Source organism: Caldinitratiruptor microaerophilus (genome assembly GCF_025999835.1).
GTDB classification, from domain to species: domain Bacteria; phylum Bacillota; class Sulfobacillia; order Symbiobacteriales; family ZC4RG38; genus Caldinitratiruptor; species Caldinitratiruptor microaerophilus.
The window spans coordinates 2,369,465-2,381,193 of record NZ_AP025628.1 but is presented as its reverse complement, the minus strand read 5'-3'; the positions used below and the strand labels follow the sequence as shown (position 1 = coordinate 2,381,193).

11 protein-coding genes are annotated in these 11,729 nt (G+C 71.8%); 8 read left to right on the top strand and 3 right to left on the bottom strand.

Annotated features, from left to right (window positions below; all coding sequences use genetic code 11):
* Nucleotides 1-24: 24 nt before the first annotated feature.
* On the bottom strand, nt 25-561 hold the full coding sequence (locus caldi_RS11550; RefSeq protein WP_264841911.1) for a MarR family winged helix-turn-helix transcriptional regulator: 537 nt from the start codon (nt 559-561) through the stop codon (nt 25-27).
* A 284-nt stretch (nt 562-845) separates the two neighbouring features.
* Here caldi_RS11550 and gatC point away from each other — a divergent pair, with 284 nt between their 5' ends.
* From gatC to rlmD, 5 genes are read left to right on the top strand one after another with little or no spacing between them, the layout of a single operon-like run.
* A complete protein-coding gene (gatC, locus tag caldi_RS11545; protein WP_264841910.1) occupies nt 846-1,136 on the top strand; it encodes an Asp-tRNA(Asn)/Glu-tRNA(Gln) amidotransferase subunit GatC in 291 nt (96 codons plus the stop codon).
* A gap of 3 nt (nt 1,137-1,139) precedes the next feature.
* Complete coding sequence (gene gatA, locus caldi_RS11540; protein ID WP_264841909.1) at nt 1,140-2,615, top strand: Asp-tRNA(Asn)/Glu-tRNA(Gln) amidotransferase subunit GatA; 1,476 nt, start codon at nt 1,140-1,142, stop codon at nt 2,613-2,615.
* Between the two features lie 12 nt (nt 2,616-2,627).
* Nucleotides 2,628-4,121: an Asp-tRNA(Asn)/Glu-tRNA(Gln) amidotransferase subunit GatB gene (gene gatB / locus caldi_RS11535; protein WP_319951749.1), complete on the top strand. Its 1,494-nt coding sequence runs from the start codon at nt 2,628-2,630 to the stop codon at nt 4,119-4,121.
* Nucleotides 4,114-5,127 (top strand): S66 peptidase family protein, encoded by a 1,014-nt coding sequence (locus caldi_RS11530; protein WP_264841908.1) that lies wholly within the window; start codon nt 4,114-4,116, stop codon nt 5,125-5,127. Before gatB ends, caldi_RS11530 begins: the two co-directional genes overlap by 8 nt.
* A gap of 25 nt (nt 5,128-5,152) precedes the next feature.
* Nucleotides 5,153-6,544 carry a 23S rRNA (uracil(1939)-C(5))-methyltransferase RlmD gene (gene rlmD / locus caldi_RS11525; protein WP_264841907.1) on the top strand — a complete coding sequence of 464 codons (1,392 nt, stop codon included), beginning with the start codon at nt 5,153-5,155 and terminating at the stop codon, nt 6,542-6,544.
* A gap of 92 nt (nt 6,545-6,636) precedes the next feature.
* On the opposite strand, the gene caldi_RS11520 is transcribed toward rlmD, so the two are convergent.
* Entirely contained in the window at nt 6,637-7,173 is a 537-nt protein-coding gene (locus caldi_RS11520) for a 2'-5' RNA ligase family protein (RefSeq protein ID WP_264841906.1), read from the bottom strand.
* Between the two features lie 359 nt (nt 7,174-7,532).
* On the opposite strand from caldi_RS11520, the gene caldi_RS11515 reads away from it, so the two are divergent.
* From caldi_RS11515 to caldi_RS11505, 3 genes are all read left to right on the top strand, one after another.
* Nucleotides 7,533-7,793: an RNA recognition motif domain-containing protein gene (locus tag caldi_RS11515; protein ID WP_264841905.1), complete on the top strand. Its 261-nt coding sequence runs from the start codon at nt 7,533-7,535 to the stop codon at nt 7,791-7,793.
* Between the two features lie 136 nt (nt 7,794-7,929).
* Nucleotides 7,930-8,790: an alpha/beta hydrolase gene (locus tag caldi_RS11510; RefSeq protein WP_264841904.1), complete on the top strand. Its 861-nt coding sequence runs from the start codon at nt 7,930-7,932 to the stop codon at nt 8,788-8,790.
* An 880-nt stretch (nt 8,791-9,670) separates the two neighbouring features.
* Nucleotides 9,671-10,273 carry a hypothetical protein gene (locus tag caldi_RS11505; protein ID WP_264841903.1) on the top strand — a complete coding sequence of 201 codons (603 nt, stop codon included), beginning with the start codon at nt 9,671-9,673 and terminating at the stop codon, nt 10,271-10,273.
* A 1-nt stretch (nt 10,274) separates the two neighbouring features.
* On the opposite strand, the gene caldi_RS11500 is transcribed toward caldi_RS11505, so the two are convergent.
* The gene (locus tag caldi_RS11500; RefSeq protein ID WP_264841902.1) at nt 10,275-11,594 is read right to left on the bottom strand and encodes a glutamate-1-semialdehyde 2,1-aminomutase; all 1,320 of its coding nucleotides are present in this window, start codon (nt 11,592-11,594) and stop codon (nt 10,275-10,277) included.
* Nucleotides 11,595-11,729 lie beyond the last annotated feature (135 nt).

The following is an 11,729-nucleotide window of genomic DNA, read 5'->3' as shown; positions in this document are numbered from 1 at the left end:
ACGGTGGAGGCGGCTCCGGCAGCGTCACGAGATCTTCTCTACGTTCTCGCTGCTCTCCGGTCCCTCGAAGCGGGTGACCTCTTCCACCAGCTGGAGGAAGCTCTGGGCCTCTTCCTCCCCCATGAGGTGCGCGGCGTAGCGGGTCAGGCAGTCGAGGAGCTGGTGCCGCTCCTCCTGGGAAAGCATCGCCGCGTACCGGTACGGGGCCAGTTCCCTGCGCGAGCGGCGCTGGTACTCCGCCCGGATCCGTTCCCCCGCCGGCGTCAGGGAGACGAGCTGGACGCGCCGGTCGCGGTTCGACTGCCGGCAGGTGACGAGGCCCTTGCGTGTCAGCCGGTGGAGCAAGCCGGACACCGTGCCCGGGTCGGTGTACAGCCGGCGCGCGAGTTCGAGGGTCCGGTGGGCCCGGCCCGGGATCAGGCTCAGGATGAGGCGCAGTTGCCCGGAAGTGAGGTTCCAGTTGGCCTGGGCGAACCGGTCGATCTGGTTCTCCTGCGCCCGCTGGATGGCCCCGATCAGCCGGATGATCTGCTCCATCTCCAGATCCTCCTGGAAGGTCATCCCGACACCCCCTTTACCATGCATTCTTTCTTGCCGAGATAGTTCGACTATCCAGGTTCTCCTCCTCTCCCCCGTTTCACCCGGCCGAACCGAAATCCTTGTTGCCGTGACCTTTCCATTCTTCGTCGCCCGGGGCGCGGGTGCCTTCACGCGGTTTCGGGCGCCGGAGGCGGCCCGGAGGCGGCGTTGCCCGGCAATTCCTACCGTGCTACAATAGCGCCGTGCCTGCCCCGGGGGAGCGGTTCCCTGCGGGGCACTCCGGCTCCGGAGGGGGGTGGAAGGGGTTGGCCATCAGCCGGGAAGAGGTCGAGCACGTGGCGCGGCTGGCGCGGCTCGGGCTGTCGGAGGAGGAGAAGGACCGGTTCACGGTGCAGCTGGGGCGCATTCTTGAGCACGTGGCCGCCCTCCAGCGCCTCGACACGGAGGGGGTGCCGCCGACTTTCCACGTGCTGCCGCTGCAGAACGTACTCCGGGCAGACGAGGTCCTGCCTTCCCTTCCCCGCGAAGAGGCTCTGGCGCGCGCACCGGAGACGGGGGAGGGGACGTTCAGGGTCCCCAAGATCACGGAGGGCTGAACGTTGAGTGCGACGACGCGACTGAGCGCCGCCAGGTTGAACCGCCTCTTTCTGGCCGGCGAACTCTCCGCCACGGAGATCGTGGACGCGTTCTTATCCCGCATCGGGCAGGTGGAGCCCCAGGTGCGGGCTTTCATCACGGTGACAGCGGCCGAGGCCCGGGAACGGGCCCAGCGCCTGGACAGCCGCCGCAAGGCCGACGGCCGCGACCTCGGCCCCCTCGCCGGGGTGCCGGTGGCGGTCAAGGACAACATCGTCACGCAGGGGATCCCGACCACCTGCGGCTCGCGCATCCTCGAGGGGTTCGTCCCTCCCTACGACGCGACGGTCATCAGCCGCCTGCAGGGCGCGGGCGCGATCCTCATCGGCAAGACCAACATGGACGAGTTCGCCATGGGCTCGTCCACCGAGAACTCCGGTTTCTTTCCCACCCGCAACCCCTGGGACCTGGAGCGGGTGCCGGGGGGCTCGTCCGGCGGGTCGGCGGCCGCGGTGGCGGCGGACGAGTGTGCCGTCGCCCTCGGGTCGGACACCGGCGGGTCGATCCGGCAGCCGGCCGCCTTCTGCGGAGTGGTCGGCCTCAAGCCGACCTACGGGGCGGTGAGCCGCTTCGGGCTCGTGGCCTTCGCCTCCTCGCTCGACCAGATCGGCCCCATCGCCCACGACGTGGCCGATGCGGCCCTGCTCTTCTCGGTGATCGCCGGGCATGACCGGCGCGACTCCACCTCGGCCCCGAACGCGGACCGGGTCGCGCAATTCCAGCCCGGACCCGACACCTCCCTCGCGGGCGTGCGCGTCGGGGTCCCGCGGGAGTTCTTCGCGGCCGGGCTCGACGACGGCGTCCGGCGGGCGGTGGAAGCGGCGATCCAGCACCTGGGCTCCCTCGGCGCCGAGGTGCGGGAGGTCTCCCTGCCGCACGTCGAGTACGCGCTGGACGCGTACTACGTGATCGCCCCCGCCGAGGCGTCCTCGAACCTGGCCCGGTACGACGGCGTGCGGTACGGCTACCGCAGCCCGGGTGCCGAGTCCCTTCTGGACATGTACCTGCGCACGCGGCGCGACGGGTTCGGGCCGGAGGTCAAGCGCCGGATCATGATCGGCACCTACGCGCTCAGCGCCGGGTACTACGACGCCTACTACAAGAAGGCGCAGCAGGTGCGCACCCTGGTGGTGCGGGACTTCCAGCAGGCGTTCGCGGAGGTCGACGTCCTGGCCACCCCGACCACGCCGACCCCGGCGTTCCGCATCGGGGAGAAGACCGACGACCCGCTGGCCATGTACCTCGCCGACGTGTACACGATCCCGGTCAACCTCGCCGGCCTGCCGGCCCTGTCGCTCCCCTGCGGTCGGGTGGACGGCCTGCCGGTGGGGCTGCAGCTGATCGGGCGCCACTTCGAGGAGCCCCTGCTCTTCCGGGTGGCCCACGCATTCGAGAAGACCACCACCCACGGGCAGGCGCGGCCGCCTCTGGACGGGTAGGGGGGACCGGCAGTGCACACAGCGGCTCAGGAACTGGAATTCGAGACGGTCGTGGGCCTCGAGGTCCACGTGGAGCTCGGGACGCGCTCCAAGATCTTCTGCGGCTGCTCGACCGCCCCCGGAGCGGAGCCGAACACCCAGACCTGCCCGGTGTGCCTGGGGTACCCGGGCGTTCTGCCCGTGCTCAACGAGCAGGCGCTGGCGTACGCGATCCGGGCGGCGCTCGCCCTCAACTGCGAGATCGCCCGGTTCTCCAAGTTCGACCGCAAGCAGTACTTCTACCCCGACCTCCCGAAGGGGTACCAGATCTCCCAGTACGACCAGCCTCTGGCCCACAGCGGCTGGGTGGAGATCGAGGTCGGCGGGGAGACCAGGCGCATCGGCATCGTCCGGGTGCACCTCGAGGAGGACGCCGGCAAGCTCCTCCACGCCGGGGGCGTGGTGGACTCCGGGGCGTCGTACGTCGACTTCAACCGCTGCGGGGTGCCGCTCATCGAGATCGTCTCCGCCCCGGACATCCGCAGCCCGGAGGAGGCGCGGGCCTACCTCGAGAAGCTGCGCGCGATCATGATCTACACCGGAGTGTCGGAGGCCCGCCTGGAGATGGGTCAGATGCGGGCCGACGTGAACATCTCGGTGCGGCCCGTGGGTTCCACCGCGTTCGGGACACGCACCGAGCTCAAGAACCTGAGCTCGTTCCGGGCGGTCATGCGGGGCATCGAGTACGAGGCGCGCCGGCAGTGGGAGGTCATCCGCGCCGGCGGCGAGGTCGTTCAGGAGACCCGCCACTTCGACGAGGAGCGGGGGATCACCCTCTCCCTGCGCGGGAAGGAAGAGGCGCACGACTACCGCTACTTCCCGGAGCCCGACCTGCCCCCGGTCGTGCTCACGGACGAGCAGATCGAGAAGATCCGGGCCGGACTGCCGGAGCTGCCGGACGCCCGCAAGGCCCGCTACGTGACCGAATACGGGCTTTCCGCCTACGACGCCGGGCTGATCGTCCGGGACAAGGCGGTGGCGGACTTCTTCGAGGAATCCGTCCGGCAGTACGCGAAGGGGCCGGCGGGGGCCAAGACTCTCGCGAACTGGGTCATCAACGAGCTGCAGCGGATCCTCGCCGACCGCGGCCTGGAGCTCGGCCAGACGCCGCTCACCCCGGCGCACCTGGTCGGCATGCTGAAGCTGATCGACGAGGGCACGATCTCGGGGAAGATCGGCAAGGAAGTCTTCGAGGCCATGGTGGAGACCGGCCAGGAGGCGGCGGCCATCGTGAAGGAGCGGGGGCTCGTCCAGGTGACCGACGAGGCGGAGCTGGCGGCCATCGCCCGGCAGGTGATCGAGGCCAACCCGAAGGTCGTCGAGGACTGGCGGAAGGGGAAGGCGGCGGCAGCCCAGTTCCTGGTCGGGCAGGTGATGAAGGCCACCCGGGGCCGGGCCAACCCGCAGCTGGCGGGCCGTCTGGTGCGCGCGGCCCTGGCCGAGGTCACCGGGGTCACGAATGAGTGAGCACGAGGGCGGGCGGGGGCGCCCGCCCTTCCCGACGGCGGGCCACCGGCAATCCCTCCGGGCTCCGGCCCTCCGCCCCGGCGACGTCGTGGGGGTGGTCGCTCCGGCGGGCCCCGTGGATCGGGAGGCCCTGGGGCGCGGGCTGAGGCTCCTGGAGGAATGGGGCCTCCGGCCGGTGCCGGGGGATTCGGTGCACGCGTCGCGCGGCTATCTGGCCGGGCCCGACGCGGTGCGGGCCGCGGACGTGAACCGGTTCCTCCGTGACCCGGGCGTGAAGGCGGTGGTGGCCGCCAGGGGCGGGTACGGCACGCTGAGGATCCTGGGGTCCCTCGACCTGGCCGTCCTGCGCCGGCAGCCGAAGATCCTGGCCGGCTTCAGCGATCTCACCGCGCTGCTGCTGGCTGCCTGGGAGGAGGTCGGGCTCGTCACCTTCCACGGCCCCATGCTCGAGGTCCGCGACCCGTCCGGCATGCCGGCCTACAACCGGGAGGGGCTGCGGCGGGCCCTCTTCGGCGAGGCCTTCCCCGGCGAGATTCCCTGGCCGGATGCGCCGGACGCGCCGCAGCCGGTGACGATCCGTCCCGGCGTCGCCCGGGGCCGGCTGGTGGGCGGCAACCTGGAGGTGTTCACGCGGCTGGTCGGCACCCCGTGGCATCCCCGTACGGCGGGGGCCATCCTCGTGCTGGAGGACGTCGACGAGGCACCCTACCGGGTGGACCGGATGCTCGTGCACCTCCGGCTGGCCGGGCTCCTGGACCGGGTCGCCGGGGTGGTGTTCGGCGACTCGCCCTCCTGCATGACCGCGCCGGCGGGCCGGCCGTCCCTGACGCTCCTCGAGGTGCTGGAGGACCACCTGGCGCCGCTGGGGGTGCCGGTGCTGTACGGCTTCCCCTGCGGCCACAGCCGCTACCGGGCCACCCTGCCGATCGGGGCGATGGCCGAACTGGACGCCGGCGCCGGGCGGCTGCGCGTCCTCGAACCGGCCACCGCGCCGGCCGGAGCCTGAACGACCGCCGAGGAAGGGAACCTGCTTGCCGGGCCGCCGCGCCGACCGCTCGCCGCCCGTCCGCCCCGGCGAGACCGTCACGGTCACGGTGACGGGCCTCGGGCACGCCGGGGAGGGGGTGGGCCGCGCCGGCGGATTCGCCCTGTTCGTGCCGGGGGCGCTTCCGGGGGAGCGGGTGGAGGCCCGGGTCACGGAAGTTCACCCGCGCTACGGGCGGGCGGAACTGATGCGGGTCCTCGACCCGTCCCCGGAACGGGTTCCACCGCCGTGCGGCGTGTACGCCCGCTGCGGCGGGTGCCAGCTGCAGCACCTCGATTACGCCGCGCAGCTCCGGGAGAAGCGCCAGCGGGTCCGCGACGCGCTGGAGCGGATCGGCGGGCTCAGGGGGGTGACGGTGCACCCCGTCCTGGGCATGGCCGACCCCTGGTGGTACCGCCACAAGGCCGCCTTCCCGGTCGGTTGGGCCGGCGGGCGGGCGGTCCTCGGGTTCTACGCACCCGGTACGCACGACATCGTCGACGTGGTGGAGTGCCGCATCCAGCACCCCCTTGCCAGCCGGGTGCTGGCGGAGGCGCGCGAGCTCATCCGGGAGCGGGACGTGAGCGTGTACGACGAGGCCGCGCACCGCGGCGACCTCCGTCACGTGCTGGTCCGGGTGTCCCACGCCACGGGGGAGGCACTGGTGGTGCTGGTGACCGCGCGGCGGGAGGTCCCGGGCCTGGCGGAGATGGCCGCCGGCCTCATCGCGCGGGTGCCCGGGGTGGCCAGCGTCTGGCAGAACGTGAACCCCGCACGTACGAACGTCATCCTGGGCCCCGAGAACGTGCACCTCGCCGGCCGTCCCCGGATCACCGAGCGGATCCTCGGCCTCGAGTTCCGGATCTCCCCGGTTTCCTTCTTCCAGGTTAACCCCGCGCAGGCGGAGATTCTCTACGAGCGGGCCCTGGCATACGCCGGCCGTGGCCCGCGGGACGTGGCGGTCGACCTCTACGCGGGGACGGGCACCATCTCCCTCCTCCTCGCCCGCGACTGGGGCAGCGTGCACGGGGTGGAGTCCGTCCCCGAGGCGGTTGAGGACGCCTGGGAGAATGCCCGGCGCAATGGCGTCACGAACGTCCGCTTCCACGCGGGCGAGGCCGAGGAAATCCTGCCACGTCTGTGGCGGGAGGGGCTGCGGCCGCGCGCCGTGGTGCTGGACCCGCCCCGCCAGGGTGCCGCCCGGACGGTGCTGGAGGCGGCAGCCGCCATGGGGCCGGAGCGGATCGTCTACGTGTCCTGCAACCCCTCGACCCTCGCCCGCGACCTGGCCATCCTGGCGGGCCTGGGCTACCGGACGGTGGAGGTCCAGCCGGTCGACATGTTCCCCCACACGGCCCACATCGAGGCAGTCACGCTGCTGCACAGAGAACACCGGTGACGGATGCCGTGACGCGTGCGCCGGCCGGGTCGCCGCTCCCGGCCCCCCACGGACACCTCACCACTCACCACTCACACCTCACCACTCACCACTCACAACTCACAACTCAATGGGATGCTGCGGGTGACGTCCCAGCGGTTCCACCCGCGGAGGAGGTGGACGGCGTCCACCTCGAAGCGGGCGCGCGGGTGCCAGCCGGCCAGCTCGCGGCGGGCGAGGGCGAACTCCTCCGGCGTGAGGTGGTCGGCGACGGTCAGGTGAGGGGTGTAGGCCTTGCCCTCGTAGCGGTCCCGCAGGGTTTCCACGTACCCCGCCAGGCCGTCGACCAGATCCTGGTGGAGTCGCCGGAGCGGTTCGGATTCGGCAACCCGTACGTACAGGACCTCGGTTCCGAAGCTGTCCAGCCCGTCGAGTTCCAGTTCGAAGGGCTCGTGGGCGGCGCAGATCTCTTCGAGGCGCTCGAGCGCCCAGGCGCCGGTGCTGCGGAGGACGAACGGGGCCTTGACGGTGATGTGGGGCGGCACGCTGGCGTGCAGGACAGGGTGGCGGCGCCGGAGCGCCGCGATCTCCCGCCGCACGTGTGGCGGGGGCAACACGACGATTCCGTACGCGTAGACACGCTGGGCCAATGCCGGGCCTCCCTGCAGGGGGGGTGTTCCTGGGGCCGCCGGGCCTGCGGCCGCCTGCCGCCGTCCCGCATAGGTTTGACAGGGTGCCCGGGATTCCTGCTGACACGCAGGCCACGGTGGGGGGGCCGCTCTTGTCATGCCGTGCGAAGCCTGGTAAGATGAAAGCAACGGATTGTCGCTGGGGTCAGGGACAAGCGAATACGGCTTCCATGGTGATGAGCTCCGTAAGGTCGCATCTACGGTTCCGGTCGAGAGGTCGAGCGTGAACGGCACCCGGGCTCGGACCCTGGGTGCCGTTTCGTATATGTCCCGATCGGGCCCCGGGGCCAATCCACACGTCTGAGGAGGACAGACCCGCGATGACCAAGACCCTGTATGTCGGCAACCTGCCCTGGGCCACGACCGAGGACGACTTGGTGGCTGCCTTCTCCCAGTATGCCCAGGTGATCTCCGCCCGGATCATCACCGACCGGGAGACCGGCCGCTCCCGCGGCTTCGGCTTCGTGGAGGTCGCCGAGGCCGACGCGGAGAACGCGATCCAGGCCCTGAACGGCACCCTCCTGGGCGGCCGTCCCATTACCGTGAACGAGGCTCAGCCCCGTCGGGGCGGGCGCTTCTGATCGGGCCAGGCCAGCGGGCCCCCCTGCAGGCGCAGGGGGGCCCGCTTCGTCACGCGGAGCGGTCCCGGGACCCGCAGGAGAACCGCCGGCGACTGCCGTAGATTGCCGTACGGAGGCGTGGGTGGGGGGATCACCCGTGCCGGTTGCCCGGATGGATGAGGGGTCTTTCGGGGGCCGGGGGGGTATCCGGCTCTTCTTCCGCCGCTGGCGCCCCGAGCCGGAGGGCGGCGGGGCCCCTGTCGTCATCGCCCACGGTCTGGCGGAGCACTCCGGCCGGTACGAGCGGCTGGGCAGTTTCCTGGCCGGTCGCGGCGTGCCGGTCTGGGCGTTCGACCACCGGGGACACGGCCGGTCCGACGGCCCGCGGGTGCACGTGGACCGCTTCGACGACTACCTCGAGGACCTGGACCGGTTCCTCGACCGGGTCCAGGCCGACGCTGGGCAGACGCCCGTCCTCCTGGGCCACAGCATGGGCGGGCTGATCGCGCTCAGCTACGCGCTGGCGCGGCCGCAGCGGCTTGCCGGCCTGGTCCTGTCCTCGCCGTGGCTGAGGACCCGCGTGCCCATCTCCACCTTCCGCCGGGCCGTCGCCCGGGTGCTGAGCGGGGTGTGGCCCCGGTTCCGGTTTCCGATCGCCGACCAGGGTGCAGGGATCTCCCGGGACACGGAGGTGGTCCGGCAGTACCGGGAAGACCCCCTCGTGGCCCGGTCGGTCACCGCGCGCTGGTTCGTATCCTGTGAGCAGGAGCAGGCCCGGGTGATGGAGCGGGCCGGAGCCCTGGAGGTGCCCGTGCTCTTCCTGGTGGCCGGCAGCGACACCCTCGTGTGGCCTGAGGCGACCCGGGCCGTGTACGAGGCGGCCCGGGGGCCGAAGGAGTGGCACCTTTACGAGGACCGTTACCACGAGGTGTTCAACGACCCCGGATACGAGGAGGTCATGGAGACGCTCTGGCGCTGGCTGGTCGCGCGGGGGCTGGCCCAGCCGCCGGGCGTGTAGGGGAGAGCGGGCCTGCGTGGGCTTGCTTCGATGCGTGCCGCCAACCTGGAGGGCTTCTCCCGATCGGGCGGCGCCGGCAAGGAGATAGCCCGGCGGGTGCGGCTTTTGCCGGAACTGTGAGCATGTGTTAAACTACGCCCCGGATGCGCGATACAGCGTTCCGACTTGCGTGACGGGGACGTCGCGCAGGGGATTTGGGGTGGCGCAGTATCCTAGTCAGCAACCGCTTCTCTGAAGACGGGCCTAAAAATCCGTCAAGGGCACAGTCGATGAAGCCCCTGGTGCTGGCTGCCGATGCCCAATCGGGGGTTGGTGCTGGGGGACTTAGGGGGTAGGGCGATCCGCAACGGCATGCGGGCGTAGACCCTGCCCCTGCGGAGGCCTCCGTGCGTGGCGGCTGCACCGAGAGCGCAGCGAGGCTACGGCGGAGTGAACACCTGCATGCGGTGCCCGGCATGGCGTGGCGCTGTGTGCAGTGTAGCCTGCCTTGAGCGGGGACGGGCGGATGGGTGGTGGGCCTCCGGGCCCTGCCCGGTGGCGGCTCGGCCGGCCGGCTACCGGGCTGGAGTAACCCTGAAACCGGCCCTGCAAAAGAGGCTAGGAGAAGCGATCGCTGTCGAGGAAAGCTCCTAGGCTGTTCCGCTCCGGAGGTCCGCCGGGGATTACAGTGCGGTCTCAGTGGCAATCCAGCCCCGCCGCCGGCGACGGGGCGGCGCAGGCCTGAAAGGGAAACCGCCCGGGCAGCGATGCCGGGTGGCCTGCGGGGAAATCCTGCTGGACCTCAAGCCGCAAAGTTTACCCGGTCGGACTGCCACCCTGATTCCGCCCCGGGGGAGGGTTCCTCAAAGCCCTCCCCCGTAGCTGCTGTGGGTGGTGTGAGTTGGCCTCGGGCAACGGCGGCAGACGGAGCGACCCCTGGTCGCGCGGGCTCCGGGTGGCCGTGCTGGTGTTCTTCACGGCCGCAGGGATCTCGTGGCTGTCCCAGAAGGCGATGAGCGACCTGCACGTGGCCCTGGCGCTTCCCCTGCTGCTCCTGATCGTGGGAGTCGGGGTGGCGTTCGACATGCTGGGGACGGCCGTCACGGCGGCGGAGGAGCCGCCTTTTCACGCGCGGGCGGCCAAGAAGCTGCCGGGCACCCGGCACTCGCTCTGGCTCATCCGCAACGCTGCGGCCGTCGCCAACTTCTCGAACGACATCGTGGGCGACATCGCCGGGACCATCGGCGGGGCCGCGGCAGCGACCATCGCCGTACAGGTCGCGCTGTGGCTCGGGGGCGACCGTGGCCCGGGCGCCTGGCAGGAGCTGTCCACCATCGTGGCGGTGGGGCTGGTGGCCAGTCTGACCATCGGCGGCAAGGCACTCGGCAAGGAAATCGCCCTCAGGCGGCCGGGGGACGTGGTGTGGTTCGTCGGGCGGCTCCTGGACTGGTTCGAACGGACGACGGGCCTGACCGTGGTCCCCAGGAACCGGTCGCGGCGCTAGCTCAGCCGGCCAGGCCGTCTGCGGCCATGGCCGCGAGCGCCGCGTCCGCGGCGGCGAGGGTCTCGTCGAGGTCGGCCTGCGAGTGGGGGATCTGGACGAACCAGGCCTCGAACCGGGACGGGGCCAGGAGGACGCCACGGCCCAGCATCTCCCGGAAGAAGCGGGCGAACAGCTCCTTGCTGGCCGTGGAGGCCGACGCGTAGTCGCGCACCGGCCGGTCGGTGAAGAAGAGCGTGAAGCCGGAGGCCATCCGGTTCACCTGGGCGGCGAAGCCGTGGCGGCGCGCGGCGGCCAGGACCCCCTCGGCCAGGTAGCGCCCCTTGCGGTCCAGCTCTTCGTAGACCCCGGGCCGGCCGAGGATGTCGAGTGCCTTGAGGGCGACCCGGACGCTCAGGGGGTTGCCGGCGAGGGTGCCGGCCTGGTAGGCCGGCCCGAGCGGCGCCACGCGGTCCATCACGTCGGCCCGCCCCCCGTACGCGCCGAGGGGCAGCCCGCCCCCGATCGCCTTTCCCAGCGTCGTCAGGTCCGGCTCCACGCCGAGCACGTTCTGGGCGCCGCCGTAGGTGACCCGGAAGGCGGTGATCACCTCGTCGAAGATGAGCAGCGCCCCGTGGCGGTGGGTCAGGTCACGCACCGCCTGGAGGTAGCCCGGCTCCGGGAGCACGATGCCCATGTTGCCCACGATGGGCTCGATCAGCACGGCCGCCACCTGGTCGCCCCACCGCTCGAGGGCGGCCTCGAGCGCGGCCGCGTCGTTGTACGGCACCACGATGACCTCGGCCGCCGTGCTCTCCGGGATGCCGGCGCTGTCCGGCTGCCCCAGCGTCGCGGGGCCGGACCCGGCCCGGATGAGGGCGAAGTCGGAGTGGCCGTGGTAGCAGCCCTCGAACTTCACCACCTTGGGCCGGCCGGTGAAGGCCCGTGCCACCCGGACGGCCGACATGACGGCCTCCGTGCCCGTGGACACGAGGCGCACCCGCTCCAGGGAGGGGATCGCCGCCTGGAGCCGCTCGGCGAGTTCCACCTCGTAGGGGGTCGGGGTGCCGAAGAGCGTTCCGTCGGCGGCCGCCCGGGCGATGGTCTCCACGATCTCCGGGTGCGCGTGCCCCAGGATGCCCGGGGCGAACGCCGCCAGGTAGTCGATGTACCGGTTCCCGTCGACGTCCCACAGGTACGCCCCCTGCCCCCGGGCGATGAAGACCGGGTAGGGCAGCCCCACGGCTGCGTACGACCGGGCCGGGCTGTTGACGGCCCCGACGATGCGCCGCAGCGCCCGCTCGTACAGCTCGGCGGAGCGGGAGGTCGGTCCGGGATAGCCCATGTGGCAGCCACCTCCGCGACGGGCCCTGCGAGGACCCGCTCACAAGACTACCGGCTGGCGCCGGCGCGGGCAACCCCCGGAGGGCGCCCTGCAGCGCCGCGCCCCGGCACGACCCGCCGGCAGGAACGGCGCCCC

Excerpts from the sequence above, each read along its gene's own strand:
- caldi_RS11500 (WP_264841902.1), bottom strand. The coding sequence starts at position 11,594 with ATGGGCTATCCCGGACCGACCTCCCGCTCCGCCGAGCTGTACGAGCGG.
- caldi_RS11515 (WP_264841905.1), top strand. The coding sequence starts at position 7,533 with ATGACCAAGACCCTGTATGTCGGCAACCTGCCCTGGGCCACGACCGAG.
- caldi_RS11530 (WP_264841908.1), top strand. The coding sequence starts at position 4,114 with ATGAGTGAGCACGAGGGCGGGCGGGGGCGCCCGCCCTTCCCGACGGCG.
- caldi_RS11550 (WP_264841911.1), bottom strand. The coding sequence starts at position 561 with ATGACCTTCCAGGAGGATCTGGAGATGGAGCAGATCATCCGGCTGATC.